The organism is Pseudomonas japonica (assembly GCF_013522925.1).
GTDB lineage: Bacteria > Pseudomonadota > Gammaproteobacteria > Pseudomonadales > Pseudomonadaceae > Aquipseudomonas > Aquipseudomonas japonica_A.
This window is the reverse complement of the sequence record NZ_JAAMQU010000005.1, coordinates 42,723-63,176: the sequence shown is the minus strand read 5'-3', so window position 1 is coordinate 63,176 and position 20,454 is coordinate 42,723. Positions and strand designations below refer to the sequence as shown.

Genomic DNA, 20,454 nt, shown 5'->3' with positions numbered 1-20,454 from the left:
GGTCGGTGTTGAAAGGGCCTGCCTGGCCGGTCATGTTCTTGGGGTGCTACTGTCGTCGAGCCGAATCAGTACCGGCATGCCGCTCACCTGGACCGGATGCGTCGGCGCGCCGGGTGACGAAAGGGTCACAGGGCCGGGCTGCCCCTGTGTCCATACGGCTAGCAGGCGATGGCTGCCCCGGCGAAATTCCAGTTCGATCAGCGGCTCGCTTCCTTGGGTAGCCGGCAGTGGCTGCGTTGGTACATAACGGTAGTAATTGAGCACCGGCGCGATACGCCTGAGTGCGGCGTAGGCGGGCTTGATGCTCAGGTCCCGACGCAACAGGCCGAAGTTGTGTTCCGGGTCAGCCGGGTTGTTGCCGTCGTTGCTCAGGTCGTACCACCACAGGCCCTTGATGGCCGGCAGGGTCTTGGCCAGCAGGTATGCCCGCGCCAGCCAGGCCGCCTGCGTGGCTTCGTCTATGCCGCAAGGGTCCAGGTCGCCAGTGCTGTGCCAGGCCATTTCAGTCAGGTACAGCGGGACAGGCTCGCCCGCCAGGTTGTCGAGCCGCGTGGAGACTTGCCGCATCCAGCGAATCCAGCTTTCCGGCGTATTGCCGCCGTTGGTTTTTTCGCAATGCACATAAGGGTGCAGCGACAGCCCGTCCACGTACTTCATCACGCCATTGCGCACCAGCCGGTCGGCAAAACCCACTTTGATGCCGCGGGTGGTCACCGCGCCGGCGAGGACGCGCGCGCCCGGATCGAGGCGCCGTAGCTGGCGGGAGGTATCTCGCACCAGGTCCAGGTACGCCTCGCCAAACGCCTGGGTAATCGGGTCCTCCACGTCCCACTCGTTGTACACCTCGTAGAAACCTACCTGGCCCTTGAGCCGGCGCGCTACGAAGTCGACGTAGCGAGCGAAGCCGGCGCGCACGGTCGGTGATACAGGCTTGCTGTTGTTGGAATAGAACCGGTTGCCATACCCCAGCACCAGGATGTTGCTCATGTCGCTGGCGCGCTGCTCGCGCAGGTATTTGTACCAGTCCGGCGAAACCATCAGCTGGCCGGGCAGTTGTTCCACCGTGGACCAGAACGCGTCATCGCGTACCGAACGGATCTGCGCGTCGCGCATCATCGCGAAGGGCGCCTCGACCTGCTTTTGCTGGTTGAACAAGTGGGTACCCACACCGAGGATGAAGCCTGCGGAAGCCGCCGGTGCCTCTTCTGCAAAGGCACCTGCCGGGCAGCACAACAGCAACGCGGCACTACAGAGCGCGCGGCGCAGGAAATACAGGTTCATGGGACAACTCCCGCAAATACAGCTCAAAGGTCGGAACAGCGGGGCGCCTCAGGAGATGCGACACGGCCAGGCCGACGGCCAGGGCCGCGACAGGCACCTCCAGAACGTCAGTGGTCCAACTGATCAGGGTGATGCAGAACGTGATCGTCATCAGTGCGCCGCTCATCCAGTCCCGCCGCGCAGCCAGGCCACTGAGCAACGGCAGCAGGCTACCGAACAGGAGGATGCCGGCCACCCCCAGGGTGCTCCACAGGTACAAGGCGGTGCTGTCGGTCACCGCGGGCATCTGCGCCGAGTACACCGGGAATAACGCCACGCTGCTGCCGATCATGCCGAAGCCGGCGCCCATGACGCCCCAGCCCTCGCGGGTAATGGTGGTGATCACCATCGGCCAGGTATTCACCAGGCGGTCATAGAACGAGGCCATTACGCTGTCGCCCGTGGTGGCGTGGCCGTCGAAATCCGACAGTACCGATAGCACGGGGAGGGCGATTCCCATGCCTACTACAAGCAGGAACAGCACCCGGCACAGCAGCGGCTGACGCAAGATGGGCAATAGCAGCAGCGCGATGGCAAACGCGGCCGCAGTGGATTTGTTCGTGGTCAGCAGGATGCTGCCAAAGGTGGCGGCGAACAGCAGGCTCATCAGCACCCGGGAGCGGGTGAAGGCAGTCAGGTACAGGGCGTAGATAGCCATCATCATGGCGGCCGTGGTGGACATCCGGGCAAACCCGGCCAGGCGATCGGTGCCTCCGGTCGACCAGGCGGTGTTGCCACGCAGGGTGGTATCGCCCAGGTTGTAGCTGTACCCCTTCCACGGCACGCTGGTGTACTTGTCGAGCAATATCCCTACCATCGAGGCCACCAGGCACAGCCCCACTATCCAGACCATCAGGTGCTTGCGCTGCTGCAGGTACGCCCCGCACAGCATGCCGAACAACAGCGGGCTGTAGATGAACAGGCTAAAGCCGACATTGCTGGCGCTGGCCCCATGCAGCATCCCCATCAGGCTGGAGGCGGCGAGCAACAGCAACGCCAACCAGAAGCTGCGGCTCAGCCGGGCACTGAACAGTTCCAGGGCAAACAGCGCCAGGCAGGCGGCCTTGGGCAAGTAGAGCAGCGCCGAGGCGCCCGCCATGTCCAGGTAGTAGCGAAGCGCACCGGAGAAGGTCTCCACGCCCATCAGGCTCAAGGCGGTCCAGGCCATGACCGTGGATTTGTCGAAGGCCAGCCAGGCCCGGCGCTCAACGGCTGTGTACGGCAATGTCGTTGCCATGACGTGGCGACCCCTTGGTAACAACCTGTTTGAAGAGTTCTTGATACGCGTCCAGCATCCGCTCCATGTCCAGCAGATGCTCCACGCTGCAGCGCGCCTGGTCAGTCAAGCGCTGGCGCAGGGCAGGGTCCTGCGCCAGGCGCTTCATGGCTTCGGCCAGCGAGCCAGGCTGCTCGGGATAGCACAGCAACCCGTTCACCCCGTCCTCGATGATTTCCGGCAAGCCGCCCCGGCAACTGGCGATTACCGGCACCGAGTGGGAACAGGCCTCAACGGCCACCAGGCCGAAGGGCTCGTTCCACACCGAAGGCACCACGGCGACGTCGATGTGGCGGTAAAAGTTTTCCGGGGACTGGTAGCCCACGAAGCGGATACGCGGTGTATCGCCGGCCAGGGCCCGGAGCTGCGCCTCGTAGTCGGCCTGCCCGCGCCCTGCGATTTCCAGGGTGGCGGGAAAGTCCAGGGTATTGAACTGACGGATCAGCCAGGCCAGCCCTTTTTGCTCCGACAGTGTGCCCAGGTAGCCAAACCGAACAGGCGCCGACGTGGGTTGCGCAGGCGGCTGGTAGGCGGCGATGGTGGTATCGGCGCGCGGCGTGGCGTTGTACACCACGCTGGCGTCAGCCTTGCTGAAAAAGCCCGCGGCCCGCACTCGCTGTAACAGAAACTCGCTCACGCCCACCACCGCGGTCACCTGCGCGGAGCGCTCGGCATGGCCCTGGCGAAAACTGCGGCAGAGGGTGCAGGGGGTTTTGCAGGCGTTGCCCTTCTTGAACATGTTGCTACCCGGGCACAACAGGTAAAGGTCGTGCAGCACCTGGACAGTGGGCAGCCCTGCTTCGGTGATTTCATCCCAGGCCGCGACCGACCACCCTGCAAGGTTGTGGCACACCACCACGTCCACCTTTTCCCGCTTGATCACTTCGCGCACGTACTGGCGCATGCCGGTGTTGTAGCGGTCCCGCAGGTGCCAGCCAAGGCGCACCAGCGCGCCGGGGCGTTGAGGGCTGAAATGCCAATAAGCGTTCAACAGCCCGGCCCGGTACACCTTGACGCCGCGAACGTCAGTGACGTGTAACCCGGGTTGAGGGCCGGTGGCCAGCACGCAAACGTCATCACCACGCCTTTGCAGCCCTTCCACGGTGCGTTGCAGCACAATCTCGGCGCCCCCGCCAATATGCGGGGCGTACAGGCTGTTAAGGAACAGTAGCTTCATAGCGGATAGGACTCGTGAGTGCCCAGCCGTCCCGACTCACCGTCGCGGATCGCCTGCTCGATAAGGTTCAGCCGCTCCAGCGAGCCCTTGCGACGGGCTACCTGGCGCAGCAAGAAGAGGAACAGCGACCGGTTGAGGTAATACAGCCAGCCAGACGCGGCCCAGACATGCTTGTCGAACCACGCCTGATTGCGTGCGGCGTAATACGCTCGAAACTCCGAGTTACCCAGCAGGAAGGTCTCGTAGATGTTGCCGGTGCGCTCCTTGATGTTCCACGAATGCTCCAGGTCATCCAGCACGGCCTCGGTGGCCAGGAAAATCTCGCCCCCCGACGCGGTGATGCGCCAGGTGTATTCGGTGTCATCGGCATACAGCAGCAGATCGCCCAGTGGCGTGCCGATGCGCTCATACAGCGAGCGGTGAGCCAGCAGCCCGCCATAGGTGGTGAACGGCAGCTTCACCAGCGAGGCCTGCTTGCGCTGAGCGTTGGGCCGGCCCCAAGGGGTGCGGCGCCAGACCTTGTACGGCAGCTGCGCGATATGAAAGCCGAAGCAGCTGGAGCGCCATTGCACGGCGAACGGCCGGGGTACGCCAGCGGCGATGTCCGCCTGATGCGTGGGGCGGAAGCCGATCACCGCGGCCTTGTCCCAGCCGCGCCCCTGGGCGCATTCGAACAAGCGTTGATGCAGGGCGTCGATGGCGCCGGGCGTGGGTGCGTTGTCGTCATCCATCAGCCAGATGTACTCGGCGCCTCGCTCCAGCGCGGCTTCTATCCCTACCTTGTAACCCACGGCCGAGCCGGTATTGGTGGGCAGGTCGATCACCTCCACCTGGCCAGGCCACGCCTCACACAGTGAGCGCAGGTTGTCGGTGGAGGCGTTGCTCACCACGATCACTCGCTGGATGCGCCAGCTGCCCAGTGACCGGTTAACCAGCGTTCGCAGGTAGTTCAGGCGCTGCCCGTAAGTGAGTGTCACCAGGGTAGTGGTACCGTTCATGTTGCGTCTGCGCTGCGATTCAGTACGCATGGCTGACCACCCGTTGCAGGTTCTGGCGAGCCAGCACCACGCGTTGCTGGCGCTGCAGCAGATTGAGCAGGATCACGGCGCGCTCCTCCCCGTCATTGCACAGGAAGATCGCTTCCATCTCGCTGTCCCCGGTGACCACGCGGACTTTCTCGCCACGATGAAAACCCGGTGTGTCGGTAGTAACATGAGCGCGCTGGCGAATTTCGTCGATCAGCTTGTCACTCACCGGGCATGGGTTGGGGCCGAACGCCACGATGCGCGACACGCCGCGGGTCGAGCGGATCGGGTACCAGCTGTCGTCGCGATGCATGTGAATGAACAGGTAGCCGGGGAACAGCGGTTGTTCCACCAGGCGGCTTGCCCGGGTACTGGCGGGGGCGCTGGCGGCGGTGCTTTCAGTCAGCGGGCGATAGCACTCGAAGCCTTGACGGGCCAGGTGCTCCTCGGCGCGTGCTTCCTGGCGTGGCTTGGTCTGGATCAAATACCAGTTGGTGTTCAAACGGTTGGCGACAGCGGCATCCATGGCGTGTGTCCTATGTCAGAGAGAGGGGGGCACGGGCGGCGACCGGCGCGCTGGCCTGGGCCCGAGGTGCGTCCATGCGCGGCGCAGGCAGCAGCAGGCTGTAGTGGTCGAGCCATTGGCGGATCTGCTCCACCGGGTTGAACATCAGCACGTCGATGATCGACAGGTGCGACACGAACGGCTGGCCGAACTGGGCATAGCTGACGTCTCCCATGTGATGGAAGCGCAGGCTCAGCCCGGCCTGGCGGAAGCGTTCTTCTTCATACAGCTCGCGCCCGCCGATGGGGTTTATGTAGCGGTTGCCGCCCAGGCGGTGCATGGTCTTGATCACACGGTCCTGTTTATCGGCGATGTCGCGAATATCCAGTTCGGAGGCCAGCAGAATGGGGGTGTCTATCTTCAGGTAGGCGCACACCTGGCGCAGGCTGTACTCCAGATAGCGGGCCAGGTTGGCATCCGGGTAGCGCATGATGCCTTCGAGCAAGGGCATCACTTCTGCCCGCTGGGGTGCCCGTGCGTAATGCAGCGCGAGCGTCTTGAGCAGGCTGTCCAGGTTGCCGGTGGCGGTGTCGGCCAGGCGCCGCTGGTTGATCGAAAGGCCGTGAACGTCCCGGGCCAGCGGCAGGCTGAACAACCAGGGCTTGCCCCCGCACAGCACACGGTTGCGGTTGATCCAGCCGTCTTTCACGTATTGCAGGTCGTCGCCCAGGACGAACACATCGGCGCCGGCAATCAATTGGAAGTAGCCCAGGTAAGGGAACCAGTAGGGCTGCATCATGGCTATCGTCGTATTCATCCTGTGTCTGTCCCTGGCGAGTCAATGAACGGTTACGCGCGGCTGTCGCCGTAGTCGTAGCCATACGAAGCGCAGTCGTATTCGGCGGTAGAGGCCTTGCGAACCACGCCATTGAAGATGGCGCCCTTGAGGGTCACGCCGTTCTGCAACAGGCGGCGGCGGGCCACGTCGATCTCCTTCACCGTGCTTTGGCCGAAGCGGCTGACCATCATGCAAGTGCCTGCCTGACGGCCCACCAGCGTTGCGTCGGTCACAGCCATCACGGGCGGGGTGTCGATGATCACCAGGTCGTAATGCGGCGCCAGTTCACGCAGCAGGCGAGTGAAGTTTTCATGCATCAGCAGTTCGGACGGGTTGGGCGCCGCGAAGCCGCACGAAATGAGCTGCAGGTTCTTCACCGCGGTGTCGTGGACCACGTCGGCAAAGGGCAGCTTGCCCGCGAGTGCATCAGCCAGGCCGTGGCGCGGCTGCACACCGAACTGCTGGTGCAGGTAGCCTTTGCGCATGTCGGCGTCGATCAGCAGTACGCGCTTGCCCGATTGTGCATTGACCACCGCCAGGTTGGCGCACACGAAGGACTTACCCACGCCCGGGGTAGGGCTGGTGATCATCAGAATGTGGTTGCGTGCTTCAGCCATCGCGAAGTGCAGGCTGGTACGCAGGCTGCGCAGTGCCTCCATGGTCGCTTCGCGAGGCGCCACCACACCGAGCAGCCGGGAAGGCGCCTGGCCCTTGCGGGTTTGCCCGCGGTTGAGGCGTTCCTGCTGGCGCGACAGCGGCAGCGAGGCGTACACCGGCAGCCCAAGTTGCTCGACGCTCTCAGGGTTCTCGACGCCGCGGTAGAACGCCTGGCGAACGAAGATGATCGAGATCGCGAACAGCGCACCCAGCAACGCGGCCAAGGCCACGATGAGCTTGCGCATGGGTTTCACCGGCTCTTCCACATTGGCGTCGGCGGCGTCGATCACGCGCACGTTACCGATGTTGCCCGCGCGGATGATGTCCTGTTCCTGCACACGGTTGAGCAAGTTGGTGTAGGTCTGGGTGGTCACCTGCATGTCTCGGCTCAGGCGCAGCAGTTCCTGCTGGGTCTCGGGCAACTGGCCCACTTCAGCTTGAAGCTTGGCCTTCTGAGCTTCGAGCTGGCCGATTTGCTGGGACATCGCCACCGACTGCGGATGTTGGCGTGTGTACAGGCGATCCAGATCGGTACGCTTGAGGCGCAGCTCGGACAATTGGTTGTCGTAGTCCACGACTTGGTCCAGCAAGGTACGGGTTTGCTGGCCGATGTCCACGGCATGGGTGCGCAATTGGAATTCGTGCAGCGCTTCTTCGGACTTCTCCAGCTCGGCGCGTACCACCGGCAGCTGCGAGCGGAGGAAGTCCAGCCGTTGCGCGGCCTCGGCAGAGCTGCGTTCCACGTTCTGGCGTACGTAGCGGTCGCTTACTTCCTTGACCAACATCACGGCGCGAGCGGGGTCGGTGTCCTGGATGGACATGTACACAATGCCCGAATCCTTGCCGGCCTCGCTGACCTTCAGGCGTTCCTGGTAGTCCAGTGCGGTGGCCAGCTCCCGGTTACGCACCAGGCGAAACTCGGTGCCCGGGCGCGCTTGCAGGGAGGTGATCAGCAGGCTCACACCATTGCTTGCACTCGCCACGCCTACCTTGCCGTCCAACACGGCGTTGCCGTCGGCGTCCTGCACGCTGTAGCTGCCGTTGGCGCCAGCGACCAAAGTAAGCGGCAGGCCCAGCATGGCCTTGGGCACTTCCAGCGCATCGACGGCAATGGCTTCGCCACCCCAGGCAAAGCGGTTCAACCCGAAGGGCGCTGCGGTAACGTGACCCTTGGCGGGCTTGAACTGGCGCGCATACCACTTGCCAATCAACGGCAGGTAGCGGGGGGTGGCGACGATGTCCAGTTTCAGGTCGCTGATCACACGCCCAAGCACGGCGCGCGATTTGATCAGTTCGATTTCAGTAGCCGCTTCGGACACCGAGGTCGGCTTGCTGTTGAACACTGGCGTGGCATCAAGGCCGATCTTTTTCGGCTCGATCTGGATCATCGCGTTGGCCTGGTACACCGGCGTGGCGACGATCGCGTAAATGCCCCCAACCAGGGTAAAGAGCCCGACCACCCAGGCAATCAACACTTTGTGGTCGAACAGCATGCGCAAGATACTTGCCACGTCGATCCGAGTGTCCTGCTGATACTCCAGGCTGGAGCGGGTCATTGCGGTCATGTGAAGCTCCTGGCCAAGGCGCGCGGCGTTGGCAATCGTGTCCGTGATAATGAAGCAGTGCTTGAAGGTGCCAGGCAGGCGATGCCGGCCGTCAATCGGGGGCAGGCATCGCTAGCTCCTTCCCATGGGTATCGCCAGCCGGCGGAACAGGTTGCGGCTTACGTTGGCAGCCACCAGCCCCAGGGCGCTGAGCTTTTGCCAGGGCGATACCGCGGCCAGCGACAGGCCGAACACCTGGGTAAGGAAGTGCTCGTACAAGGGCTGGTTGCCGCGGTTGTGGTAGTAGTTGGCCAGGCAGGCGGCGGTCTGCAGCGACATGTGCAGTTTTTTCTTTTCGCCACGCATGGAGAACATCCCGCCGCAGTGCACGCGGTAGCCACCTGGGGTGATGTCTGCCAGATATTTGCCCTTGCCGTGCGCGCCGAGCATCGACCACCAGCACACGTCCATCAGGGGTGCCAGTTCAAGCTCGCGCGGCAGCTCGCGCAGCACGTTACGGAAGCACGCGGTAAGGGTTGAAATGCGCCGGCCTTGCATCAGCTCCACGCTGGTCGCGTCACGCTGCCAGGCACGCCCGAGCTGAAGCCCTTGTTCGCCCTGTTCGCTGACCATCACCGCGTCGTGATAAGTGATCACGTAGTCGGGGTGGCACTCCAGGAAGTCCACCTGCTTTTGCAGCTTGAGCGGGTCGGTCCAGAAATCGTCGCCATCGCAATACGCCAGGTAGCGCCCCTTGGCCATGTTGAACAGGGCAGGGTAGAACAGCTTGCCCTGACGGTACTGATTCTGCTCATGAAGCACCGGGCGAATAAGGGTGGGGTAACGCTCGGCATAGGCTTGGATGATCTCCCGGGTACCGTCGGTGGAGGCATCGTCGTTGATCAGGATCTCGAACGGAAAATCGGTTCGCTGGGCAAGAAAGCTGTCCACCGTCGCGGCGATGAACGCTTTCTGGTTGAAAGCCGGGCAGACCACGCTGACAAGCGGAATCCTTGCCCCGCCCCAGCCTTGCATGATGTCTCGTTCGGTTCGAATGTTCATCGTCCTACGCTCGGTTTGCTGAACAGAAGAATCACCCGGGCGGCGAGCAAGCGGTCGCTGCCGGCCACGATAGCCAGGGTGACAAGGCCGCAGATGGCCAGGCTCGCCAGGGTAAGCAGGCGATCTTCGCCGGCCATCAGGCGCACAATCGGTTCGGTCAGCCCAAGGCCCAGCAGGGTCATCAGGCTGATCCGCAGAATGTCTTTCAACCACACGCCATGCAGGGCCGGCGCCAGGTGGTGGTGCACCACGCGCGGCCAGATGGCGAAGGACAGCAGCCGCAGTACGAACCACGCGGCAGCGGCGCCCAGGGCGCCACAACTGTCGATGGCCAACACCATCACCGGGACGGTGACGGCGGCAGAAATCACGCTGTACCACACGTGCAGGCGGATCTGCCCGTAGGCGTATTGCAGGTGGTACTGGAAGGTGCTGGCGGCCATGATCGCGCTGCCCAAGGCGTACCAGAACAGGATCGGCCTGCCCCAGTCGGCTGCGGCGCGGTCACCACTCCAGGCGTACAGCAAGTCGCCGGCGTGCACCGCCATCACGCTCGCCAGTGGAAACAGCAAGGTGCAGGTAAAGCGGCTGGCAGCCAGGTACAGCTGGTGCATGTCCTTGTCCCGCCCCTCGGCCAGCAGCACGGTCATGCGTGGCAACAGGGTTTGCACCAGCGGGTTGATCAGCATCAGGATCCCGGTGGTCATCAGCGCGACGAGTGAGAAGTAACCGTACTCGGTCAGCAACAGCCGCTCGGACAGCAGGATCTTGTCCAGCTGGGTGAGCACGATCCACAGCACCGAGGTGAACGACAGGCTGAGGGCGAACGGCACGATGGGCTTGACCAGCGCCCAATTGAAGCCACTCCACCAGCGTGGCGTGGGCAAGCGGCTATAGGCCTTGCTGGCGAAGATCAACGTTTCGATCACCGCCACGCACAATTGGAACTTGAAGAATACCAACGCGTCCTGCGACACCACTGCCACCAGGAACAGGCCACCAAAGTAGCGCAAGGTGGTGATCACCACGTTGGCACCGTTGAGCCAGGCGTGCATTTCCAGGCCTTGCAGGCCGCTCTTGTACAGGGTGGCATACAACCGCAGCGCAACCATCCAGCCCATCAGCGTGATGCATTGCACAATAGTGGACGTGTCCAGCGCCTGGGCATTGAGCCAATGCGCGGCAATCCACGGGCTACCCAGGTATACCGCCACCACGGTCAGCAGGGCGAGCGGAAGGAAGATCAGCTCGAATGAGCGCAGCAACCAGCCGCCCTCGCGGCAACTTTCATTGCCCGCGTGCTGGTGGTGCGCAATCTGCCGCACCAGCGAAGGCGACAGGCCAACGTCCAGCAGCTGCAGCCAGGTTTGCAGCACCGTATAGAAACCGATCAGCCCATACACCTCCGCGCCGAGGTGGCTGAGATAAAACGGCATGATCACGATACCGATCAACAGCGTATAGGCCTGCCCAACGTAGTTGAGGGTGGTGTTGCGAAATATCGATCGGTTTGTGCTCATGACCGGCCCGGCTACGGATGATTAAAGGGCCCGGCGCAGCGGCGCCAAGGGTAGGAGTGGCGAATCACATTGGCGTAGCAGGGTGTCGACGATGCGTTGCTGAATGTTCCGTCCCAGCCCCGGATAGATCGGCAGGCACAACACACGCTGCGCCAGCCCGCGGGAGATCGGTTGCGCCTGCTGCGGTTGCAGGTAGTCGATCGTGTCCAGGGACGGGTAGAAGTAACGGCGCGGGTTGATGTCGGCGGCTTGCAGCGCGGCCCGGGCCGATAACATCGCCCGATGGTTGGCCAGGGCCACCGGGAAATAACTGAAGTTGGGTTCGCTGTCGGGCGCCACGCGTTGCAGTTGAAGGTAGTCGCCCAGGTGGCGGGTGTAGAAGTGGGCGATCTCCGAGCGCTGCTCAAGGATCAGCTCGATGTCGTCGAGGATGCACAGCCCCATCGCTGCGGAAAACTCGTTCAGCTTGGCGTTGGTGCCCAGGCCTTCGATGGTTTCGTAGTCGGCGATACCGAAGTTGGTCATCAGCCGCACACGCTCGGCGAGGTCGTCATCGTTGGTCACGATGGCGCCGCCTTCGATGGTGTGGAACAGCTTGGTCGCATGGAAGCTCAGGGTGGTCACGTGGCCCCGGTTGAGCACCGACTGCCCGGCCTGTTGCACGCCAAACGCATGGGCGCCGTCGTAGATCACCTTCAGCTTGTGGCGCTGGGCCACGGCATCGATCTCATCCACTGCGCAGGGGTTGCCGAACACATGGGTGGCCACGATCGCGCCGGTGTCTTCATGCAGGCTGGCCTCGATGCGGGCGGGGTCCAGGTTCCAGGTATCCGGGCAGATGTCCGCGAACACTGGCCGAATGTGCTCCCACTGCAACGTGCTGCTGGTGGCCACGAAGCTGAAAGGCGTGGTCACGGCGCTGCCGGTGAGGCCGAGCGCGCGGTAGGCGACCTGCAACGCCATGGTGCCGTTGCTCACGACCACAATGTTACGCACGCCGAGGTAATCCTTCAGGCGCTCTTCCAGCTCGCAGCACAGCGGGCCTTGGTTGGTCAGCCAGCGCGAGGCGTAGATACCATCTACGTATGCCTTGAATTTTTCCAGGTTGCCCATGTACGACTTGGTGACATTGATCATGCGGATCGTCCTTGCGCAAGCCTTGCGCGGATGGCTGTCGAGGTGACGGCGAAGTCCAGTGCGGGTCAGGCGACGGTGTCGGAACGGGCAACGCTGCGGCGGGCGCGCTGCTGGTTGAGCTTGAGGATCAGCCGGGTGGCCAGGCTGCCGGCGTGAGGGTCGCCGTAGTGGAACAGCGCGGTAGCGCGACGTACCTCCGGGCTGCACGGCTGGTTGGCGTGAAGGCTGCGGTAGCCCCAGAACAGGTAAAGGTTGCCCGGCACCAGCGGCAGCGTGCGTGGCTTGAACCAGCCGGCCTGGATGCCGTGGGTGAGCACGCGGCGGCTGAGCTTGTTCTGCAGCACGGCCTTTTCAATAACATTGGCCGCCACGCTGGAACGCACCGAGCGCAGGTTGGGGAACATGATGAGATCGCCGCGTTCCTCGCCTTGCTCCGGGATAAACACGGGTACCAGCAGGGTGACGAGGGTGGCGTCATAGTGGAAGGCGTTGGATTCGCGGGCGCCAGTGCCGCCCTGGACGCAGCGCAGCACGGGGAAGATTTCGCTGCTGGTTGCAGGGGCGCCGGTGGCGTGGCGATGCAGCTGGTCGAGGATCGCTGCCAGCTCGGGGGATGCCGCAAGCCGAGCCATGGGGCTGCCGGCAAGGGCCTTCAGGCCGTGGTAGGCGAAATATTGGCCGTGGTGCCGGCCGGCTTCACGCTCCACGTATTGGCGCATTTCATCCAAGTCATCAGAGGAAAATGCATGTTCGATAACAGCATGCCCTTGCTGGTCCATATCATTGACCAGAAGTGCAATTGAAGTAGGGTCGTTGCGGAACAATGGCGACATGACAAGACACTCTATCCGTGAATGAACGCTTAACTTTCAAACCGAAGTTGCTGACTTCGGACAAAGCTACCGCCAGGTCCTGTAATCCGTGGGACCCAAACTTCGTACTGCCTATATGTAATGTTTCAGGAACGCTACCGCCCTCCCGTTACAAATCGGGTGCTGATGTAGGCGGCCAAATCAATAACAAGCCGATACCCTGGGCGCTCAAAAAAAAGTGAGTGCTTTTCGTGGCGGCTTGTGGGGTGTTTCAGATTTTATGATGGCTGGCGTTGTGCGAGCCGACCAAGGTCTTCGCCCTGGGTGAGTGATATATCGGTTTTTAGTCGCTAGCTGTCAATCATTTCGGACGAAAAAAGTGGCGTAAACACGATAACGTGGAATGTAAGCTTGTAACCATATGATAAATATATAAATTTAATTTTGACGCCATCATTTTAGTAGCGTTTTGGCTTGCAGTGATGGCCATCAGGCGGAAATCATTGATTTTTCTAGTCAAACACCGCTGCTCCCCCTCTGGCAGGGGCTTTCAGGGGGTGTCAACGATGTACTGTCGCCCGTTAGGCTTTTGAATTTACGTCGCCAGATATATGGCGACGCCTGTCAGGGGCTTCGAGGCGCTGTCGTTAATTTGACTGCGGGCCGTGACGGCCGTAAAGATCGTTACGCCGGTCAGCGAGATAAGGGGTAGCTATGCGGGTTGCGTGCAGATGCTGCCGGTCCAGATCGGCTACCAGCAGGGCTTCTTCTGTTCCCGCAATGGCCAATTGCTCACCACCTGGGCCGCACAGGCTACTGAGGCCGCAGTAATGCAGGCCGGCTTCCTCGCCGCAATAGTTGGAATAGGCGAGATAGCAGCCATTTTCGTAGGCCCGCGCCCGTACCGTGACTTCGGCCACCAGTTCGAAGCCCGCCATGTTGGCCGTTGGTACCAGTACCAGCTCGGCTCCATTCAACGCCAGATGGCGCACGGCCTCCGGGAACTCGACGTCATAGCAGATCAGCAGGCCAAGCTTCCATCCGTTGAGCGTGGCTACCGGGAAACCACCATCGCCTGCGCTGAACATGGCCCGGTCGAGGTCGCCGAACAAGTGCGCCTTGCGGTAGTCGATCAGGCGTTGGCCTTGCCCGTCCACAAGCTGCGCAGCGTTGTAGACTGCCCCGGCGGGGCCTGCCTCGGGGTAGCCATAGGCAATGGCGATGCTGTTCCTGCGTGCAATCGCGGCAACTCGCGCCGGCGCTTCTCCATCGGGCGCATGAGCCAGCGCCTGGGCGGCCTGGGCCCCGATGTTGTAGCCGCTGAGGAACATCTCAGGGAATACCACAAGGTCGGCGCCACAGCGCGCCGCCTCGGTTGCCCAGTGCTCGAGCCTGGCCAGGTTTTGCGCTGGCAGGTTGGGCCCCGCAGGGCCCTGATACAAGGCGATTCGCATGGCGTCAATCCGCAAGGGCGACCGGGCCAAGCGTGTCGAACACGTCGCCAGGGCCTGGGTTGGTGGGGAATGTGTTGCCGCCGAAATGGTTCATGATCCCCCACACGGCATTGAGCGAGGTTTGCACGGCCCCCTCCACCCAGGCTGGGGTCCAGGACACATCGTCGCCGGCAATGAAGATCCCGCGTTGTTCGACGGGCATGTCGCGCTGGATGAAGTGCGCGTACATGCGCTGGTTGTAGCGGTAGTGCCCCGGCAGCGCGCCCTTGAAAGCGCCAAGGAAGTGCGGGTCTGCCTCCCAGGACACAGTGATGGGGTCACCAATGATGTGCCCGGCGATGTCTACGGTGGGGTAGATCTTCTTCAAGGCATCCAGGGCAAGCTTCACCCGCTTTTCTACAGGGTGAGGCAGCATCTTCAGGGCATCGCTCATCCATGAATAAGACAGGCAGATCACGCCAGGCTTGCCTTCCCCGTTATCGAACAGGTAAGTGCCACGGGTAAGGCGGTCGGTGAGGGTCATGCTCATGGTGTCACGGCCGGTGACCGGGTCTTTGTCCTTCCAGAATGGCCGGTCGACCATCACAAAGGTTTTCGAGGACTGCATGTAGCGGGTACGGTCCAGGGCCATCCACATCTTCTGGGAAAACAGCGACTCTTCGCATTCGATCTGGGTGGTAAGCAGCCAGCTCTGGCACGTGGCGAGCACGGCCGGGTAAACACGGGTGTGGCCCCACACGTCGGTCACGGCGAACTGGCCGTTGTCGGCGCGTGCGACCTTTTGCACGCCGCAGCGGGGCGCGCCACTGTGCAGGCTGCTCAGGCTGGTGCCTTCAGGCCAGTGGGCGCAGCGCTCCGGCACATGCCGCCAGATTCCCAGGGGCACCTGCTCTACACCGCCTACTACCAGATGCTGGTGATCGTCACAGTTGGTCATCACTACCCGAAGGATTTCGAGCATGGAATTGGGGAAGTCCGAGTCCCAGCCACCGGTGCCGAACCCTACCTGCCCGAACACCTCACGGTGCTGGAAGGTAAGCCCGGCGAAGGATTTGGACGTGGCCACGAAATCGTAGAAGGTGCGGTCGTCCCATAGGGGCACAAGGCTGTCCCAGAGGGCCTTGAGGCGGGTAACGTCGCGGTCGCGTATGGCTTGCTGGATTTCCCTGAAATGCGCCCGCTCTTCCAGTGCATCAGCCCAGGCATCGGCAACTTCGTGGAACAGCTTGGGCAAGTCCGCCACGTTTTCGGCGTAGTAGGTTTGCCCTTCAAGGTCGATCACGGTACTGCCCGATGCTGAAGTGAGCGGGTTTGGGAAGGGGCGGGTTTCCAGCCCCAGCATGTCGACGTAGTGATAGAACGCGGTAGAGGAAACCGGGAAGCGCATGCCGCCCAGCTCGGCAATGATGCCTTCAGCCGCTTCGAAAGGCTGCGAGCGAAGGCGCCCGCCCAGGCGTGAGGCTTCATATACCACCGGGCGCAACCCGAGCTTCATCAGCTCATACGCCGCCACCAGGCCCGCGATGCCCGCGCCGATGATGGCCACTTCCTTGCCGTGGTTCGCTTCCGGAATGCTGCCCAGCCCCTCGGGATGCTCGATCCACTGGTCGAAGGCAAAGGGAAAGTCAGGCCCGAATACGGTAATCGGCTTCTCGAAACCAGCAGGATGGCGGTTGGGTTTGAGCATGGGCACCTCGCAGGAATGCAGTCTGGTCAGTATAGAAAGGCTGACGGGCATTCTAGGGAGGTGCTGACACGTTATTAAGACGCAGAGTGCGGTCTTTTTGCCTGATTTTTCGTCGAAATGATAAACGCGCTGGTCATTTTTGCCGTAGGAAGCCTCCAGCCCTGTGGGAAGCGGGCGCCAGCTCGCGAATGGCTCATGTCAGCGGGCTTCCCGGATATGGCAAACCCTACAGGGAATATCGCGCTAACCGCGACCGCGATCGATCTTGGTGCTGAGGATGATCGACGTGGTGGTCTTGTCTACGCCTTCAAGGGCGCCGATCTGGTCCAACAGCTCATCCAGCGCCTCAGGGCTGTCGGTATGCAGCCAGGCCACATAGTCGAACTCGCCGCTTACCGCACTCAGCTGCTGGATCTGTGCCATGGCGCCAAGACGCTTGAGCACATCGCGGCCGGCCTTGGGCTGTACCGTGATGCCCACATAGGCTTGCAACCCGCCGGTCAAGGCGCGCTGTGCCAGGCGAACGCCATAGCCAACGATCACCCCGTTGCGCTCCAGGCGGGCGAGGCGCGAGGTTACTGTAGTTCGGGCAATCCCCAGTTTTCTGGCAAGGGTAGCAACGCTTTCACGCGCATTTACCTGTAGGGCGGCAATCAATTGACGGTCAACCCCGTCGAGGGAAAAGGCGCTGTGGTCTGTCATCGGTGCTCAAACACATGAAGGCATAGGGCTATCCTAGTAAACCCCGCGCTCCGAGTCACTCGTTATCGCAAAACGTCGAATAGCCGTGAAAATTATTTTTTGTGCAGTTTTGACGTGGCAGGAAATTGAGAAAGGGACTTTCCAGTTTTTTGGCGCCAGCTAGGTGGCGAAACGCCATCGTCTCATATATTAATTTGCGGTGGCTTTAAAATAAATGTCGTTATAGTTGCGGGTTATACGAAGGCTGTTGGCGATGGCGATCGCTCATGGAAGTTGTTAGAAGTCATCCTGCCTCTGCTACGCGATAGGGGTGCAAACTTTAATCTTTTCAAACTTATTAGTTGAAACCCCGCTTGCGGCTGTGCGCAAAGGCTTGAGCTGGAGCGGGCCAGAATCGACACGCGTACCGGCCGCTTTACTCGGTTTGTATCAAGGAGAACACTCGATGGGCCAAGGATATTCAAACCATTTCAAGGGGCCGTGGCCGCTGCTGTTGCTGTGCGCCGCCATCATCGCCAGCTTCCTGGCCTCCAGCGGCCCGGTGCAATGGATGGACAATGGCATGGCCATCGCCGACGCCACCGTGGGCCGGTACTTCAGCGAAACCCTGGGGGCGGCGGATCACCCGCTCTATCAGTTTTTCAGTACGGCGGTGTTCGAGCAGTTCGGCATTCAGGTGCTGGGCCTGCTCAATTCCATCCTTCTGATCCCCCTGGCGGGAAGTGTGTACTGGTTGGCCCGTAACCTGGGCCTGCAGCGCAACCTCGCGTTCCTGGCCGCTACCGTGATGGTGCTGTCACATGCCGTGTTCTGGGTGTCGACCAAGGCCGGCGTGTACATCTTCCACGCGCTGTTCGTGGTGCTCGCCTATGCGTTGTACTTCGAGCGCCGCAGCGGCCTGGGCGACATCGGCAAGCTGCTGGTGATCGGGCTATTCACCGGCCTGGCCGCGAGTACTCATCCGTTGACGTTCGTAGTGATGCTGCCGCTGTACCTGCGACTGGCAAGGGAGCAGCGGTTGTTCATCCTGCTGACCGTACCGGCCTTTGTGGTGGGCTTTCTCACGGCGTACCCGGCGATGTTCAATGACCTGGACTCGGGCATGAGCCTGCTGCAGGTCGCCCGCCATTACCTTACTGGCGCCTCCCCGTTCGCCCCTGACCAAAGCTGGGAAGGCAGCATGCTGCGCTTCGACGTGATGTGGCACGAAAAGAACTCCGTCATGTTGCTTTGCCTGTCGCTGATCGGGCCGCAGCTGTTGGGGTTGGTGCTGGTCCCTAAAGACCGCAAGCTGCGCCTGGTGTGGTGGGCGCTCTTGTTGAATTTCGTATTCGCGGTGTCATTCAACGTGTATGAGCGTTTCGCCTTTTTCCTGCCCGGTGTCATCTTCGCAGCGGTGCTTGGGGTGATTCAGCTGCGCGAGCTGCTACCCAATACTCGCCTGGGCGCTTGGCTGCTTGGGCTGTCGGCGCTGTGTTCACCGGCCGCGCTACTGGGTATGTGGCTGTTGTACACCGCTGGCGCGGTGCCGTTGCCGGTGCACGCCGAGGCGCTGCCTATGCGTAACGACATCCACTACATCATGGTGCCGTACCTGCGTGATCGCTCCGCCGAGGAGTTCGCGCATTTCTATGCGGCCTCCGCCCCCGTGGGCGCGCTGATTGTCTCGGACTGGATTCCCATGGGCGCACTGCGCTCGGCTCAAGCCGCAGGCATACTCACCGACCGCTCTCTCATGTCCTGTGAGAACGCCCAGGACCTTAGCCTGTACCTGCAAGGCCCAGGTGCATTCCTGCCGCGCACTAGCTACTGCGAAGGTATCAAGGCGCGGTTCAAGCTGGAGAAGCTGGTGGTGGGATATCAACTGCTCGGCAAGTAAGGCTTCGCTTACCGCTGGTCTGCGGTATGGCAATTTGCCTTGAACGGCGCCTCGTTTCGCTCGGCCAAAAGTCGGGAAGGGTGTTCGCACCCGCCCGCCACGCCTGTGGCCTTACTGCTGAGCGACAGAGGACCTTCTTATGCTTTCACCGCGTTATCGCGCGCAAGCAGCCCACCGTTGCTGATGCAGTGAAGCGTGTACTGGCCGACCAGAACCGCGACAGCAGCCCGACCGCGCTGGTGCCTGGCGTAACCACCAGGGACATTACCGTCTCCGGCGCCGCTGGCTCGTTGCCGGCCACGGTGTACACCCCCGCGGGCACCGCTTCGTTCCCGGTGGTGCTGTATTTACTGAAAGCTACCTGAAATACGCCGATGCCAAGCCGCTCAACCGGCCGATGATGCTGTGGTTCGTGGCACACGTGACCAACAGCGCGGCGGACCTGAAAGACCCACGTATCGACCTTGTGCATGCCGACCTGCACGGGCTGCCGCCGGTGACCCTCATAAACGCCGAGATCGACCCGTTGCGCGACGACGGCGCGCAGTTGGAACAAGCGTTGCGCACGCAAGGCGTAAGCGTGGAGCGCAAGCTGTATGACGGCGTGACCCACGAGTTCTTCGGCACCGCGGCCGTGGTTGAGAAAGCGCAGCAAGCGCAGGCATATGCGGGGGAAAGGTTGAAGGCTGGTTTCTAAGGAAGAGGGATACAGGTGGTGGGGGTGCTGACCCGGTAACGGGTGCTACGCCCGCCGCCTGGCAGCCGTTCCAGATACCCTTTGGCTAACAGGTGGGCCAGGTGGCGAGTGGCCGTTGCCTTGGAAACCTTGGCCACGGCCTGATACTGCGCCGCGCTGATACCGCTTTCGACACCCCGCTCCCCACCATCGAGCAAGCGATTGAGAACCTTGACCTGTTCCTCGGTCAGCTCCGCGCCGCGGTGTGTTTGCCAGAAGCGGGCCTTGGCCATCACCCTCCCTATGCGAGCCATTGCGGCAGTCTGGCTGCGCAGCAGTGTGTGAAGAAACCATTCCAGCCAGGCCGTAATGTCCAGGCCGCCCTTTTGGCTGGTTTCCAGTACATGGTAATAGCCCGCTCGGTCATCCAGGATGCTGGCAGACATGGCATACAGGCGAATCCCTTGGTTGTCTGCCTGCGCCAATGCAAGGTCGGTCAGGGCGCGGGTAAGCCGGCCATTCCCGTCGTCGAACGGATGGAGGGTCACGAACCAGAAGTGCGCGATGCCGGCACGTAGCAGTGGATCAAGTGCTGCATCTGCCCGGCTGCTGTCGAACCAGTCTATAAAGGCTTGTAATTGAGCCTCCGGCCCTTCTCGCGGTGGTGCTTCGAAATGAACAGTGGGTCGATCCAACCGGCCCGATACAACCTGCAAGGGTTCATTGCCCCGCAACATGCCTACCCGAACAGGTGCAGTCATCAATGGCTCGTCAGCAGGAAATAACCACTTGTGCCAAGTGAATAACCGGTCAAGCGTCAGGGCGTGGTTGTAGTTGCGGGTGGCATCCAGCATTAGGGCGGCCAGCCCCTCGCTACGGGGGCTCGGTTTACCGCTGTCTCGCACACCCAGCCGGCGAGCAAGGGATGATCGTACCGCACCAGCATTCAATTCTTCGCCCTCGATGGCAGAAGACGTGATGATGTTCTGCAGTAATGCATCGAGATATTGCTGTGCGTCTGTGGCTTCTTCCACGGCACCGGCCATCCCCAAAAGACGGCCCTGCGCTTGGGTACAGGCGCGTACCAAAGGCAAAAGCGGCTCGACCTGCCACGTGAAAGCTGGCCAGCCGGGGTATTGCCAGATCCAGGCAGGGGGGGTCACGGGTAAATCTCCGGGAGGCG

At 61.9% G+C, this 20,454-nt stretch carries 18 protein-coding genes; 3 read left to right on the top strand and 15 right to left on the bottom strand.

Annotation, left to right across the window (positions count from 1 at the left end; all coding sequences use genetic code 11):
- Positions 1–30: 30 nt before the first annotated feature.
- From G7016_RS09455 to G7016_RS09390, 14 genes are all read right to left on the bottom strand, one after another.
- Positions 31–1,281, bottom strand: coding sequence for a hypothetical protein (locus G7016_RS09455; protein ID WP_181113264.1), 1,251 nt, complete (start codon positions 1,279–1,281; stop codon positions 31–33).
- Entirely contained in the window at positions 1,247–2,557 is a 1,311-nt protein-coding gene (locus tag G7016_RS09450; RefSeq protein ID WP_258195129.1) for a hypothetical protein, read from the bottom strand. The genes G7016_RS09455 and G7016_RS09450 overlap by 35 nt, the downstream gene beginning before the upstream one ends.
- Positions 2,526–3,773: a glycosyltransferase family 4 protein gene (locus G7016_RS09445; RefSeq protein ID WP_181113261.1), complete on the bottom strand. Its 1,248-nt coding sequence runs from the start codon at positions 3,771–3,773 to the stop codon at positions 2,526–2,528. Before G7016_RS09445 ends, G7016_RS09450 begins: the two co-directional genes overlap by 32 nt.
- Complete coding sequence (locus G7016_RS09440) at positions 3,770–4,771, bottom strand: glycosyltransferase (RefSeq protein WP_181113964.1); 1,002 nt, start codon at positions 4,769–4,771, stop codon at positions 3,770–3,772. Before G7016_RS09440 ends, G7016_RS09445 begins: the two co-directional genes overlap by 4 nt.
- A gap of 19 nt (positions 4,772–4,790) precedes the next feature.
- Positions 4,791–5,324 (bottom strand): transcription/translation regulatory transformer protein RfaH, encoded by a 534-nt coding sequence (gene rfaH, locus G7016_RS09435; RefSeq protein ID WP_181113258.1) that lies wholly within the window; start codon positions 5,322–5,324, stop codon positions 4,791–4,793.
- A 10-nt stretch (positions 5,325–5,334) separates the two neighbouring features.
- On the bottom strand, positions 5,335–6,120 hold the full coding sequence (locus tag G7016_RS09430) for a WbqC family protein (RefSeq protein ID WP_181113255.1): 786 nt from the start codon (positions 6,118–6,120) through the stop codon (positions 5,335–5,337).
- A gap of 32 nt (positions 6,121–6,152) precedes the next feature.
- Complete coding sequence (locus G7016_RS09425) at positions 6,153–8,363, bottom strand: polysaccharide biosynthesis tyrosine autokinase (RefSeq protein ID WP_181113252.1); 2,211 nt, start codon at positions 8,361–8,363, stop codon at positions 6,153–6,155.
- Between the two features lie 111 nt (positions 8,364–8,474).
- Positions 8,475–9,404 carry a glycosyltransferase family 2 protein gene (locus G7016_RS09420; RefSeq protein ID WP_181113249.1) on the bottom strand — a complete coding sequence of 310 codons (930 nt, stop codon included), beginning with the start codon at positions 9,402–9,404 and terminating at the stop codon, positions 8,475–8,477.
- On the bottom strand, positions 9,401–10,924 hold the full coding sequence (locus G7016_RS09415) for a lipopolysaccharide biosynthesis protein (RefSeq protein WP_181113246.1): 1,524 nt from the start codon (positions 10,922–10,924) through the stop codon (positions 9,401–9,403). Before G7016_RS09415 ends, G7016_RS09420 begins: the two co-directional genes overlap by 4 nt.
- 21 nt (positions 10,925–10,945) lie before the next feature.
- The gene (locus G7016_RS09410; RefSeq protein ID WP_181113243.1) at positions 10,946–12,061 is read right to left on the bottom strand and encodes a DegT/DnrJ/EryC1/StrS family aminotransferase; all 1,116 of its coding nucleotides are present in this window, start codon (positions 12,059–12,061) and stop codon (positions 10,946–10,948) included.
- Positions 12,062–12,126: 65 nt separating this feature from the next.
- Entirely contained in the window at positions 12,127–12,894 is a 768-nt protein-coding gene (locus G7016_RS09405; RefSeq protein WP_181113240.1) for a hypothetical protein, read from the bottom strand.
- Positions 12,895–13,520: 626 nt separating this feature from the next.
- Positions 13,521–14,327, bottom strand: a complete 807-nt coding sequence (locus G7016_RS09400; RefSeq protein WP_181113238.1) for a carbon-nitrogen hydrolase family protein — start codon at positions 14,325–14,327, stop codon at positions 13,521–13,523.
- Between the two features lie 4 nt (positions 14,328–14,331).
- Entirely contained in the window at positions 14,332–16,014 is a 1,683-nt protein-coding gene (locus G7016_RS09395) for a flavin monoamine oxidase family protein (protein WP_181113234.1), read from the bottom strand.
- Positions 16,015–16,257: 243 nt separating this feature from the next.
- Positions 16,258–16,716, bottom strand: a complete 459-nt coding sequence (locus G7016_RS09390) for an Lrp/AsnC family transcriptional regulator (protein ID WP_181113230.1) — start codon at positions 16,714–16,716, stop codon at positions 16,258–16,260.
- Positions 16,717–17,161: 445 nt separating this feature from the next.
- Between G7016_RS09390 and G7016_RS09385 the strand changes: the two genes are divergently transcribed.
- From G7016_RS09385 to G7016_RS25095, 3 genes are all read left to right on the top strand, one after another.
- Complete coding sequence (locus G7016_RS09385; protein WP_181113227.1) at positions 17,162–18,595, top strand: DUF2723 domain-containing protein; 1,434 nt, start codon at positions 17,162–17,164, stop codon at positions 18,593–18,595.
- 188 nt (positions 18,596–18,783) lie between these two features.
- Positions 18,784–18,960 (top strand): hypothetical protein, encoded by a 177-nt coding sequence (locus G7016_RS25100; RefSeq protein WP_258195128.1) that lies wholly within the window; start codon positions 18,784–18,786, stop codon positions 18,958–18,960.
- Positions 18,961–18,992: 32 nt separating this feature from the next.
- A complete protein-coding gene (locus G7016_RS25095) occupies positions 18,993–19,292 on the top strand; it encodes an alpha/beta hydrolase (RefSeq protein ID WP_258195127.1) in 300 nt (99 codons plus the stop codon).
- Here G7016_RS25095 and G7016_RS09375 read toward each other — a convergent pair.
- Positions 19,289–20,434, bottom strand: a complete 1,146-nt coding sequence (locus G7016_RS09375; RefSeq protein ID WP_181113224.1) for a Fic family protein — start codon at positions 20,432–20,434, stop codon at positions 19,289–19,291. The two genes, G7016_RS25095 and G7016_RS09375, sit on opposite strands and share 4 nt — an antisense overlap.
- Positions 20,435–20,454 lie beyond the last annotated feature (20 nt).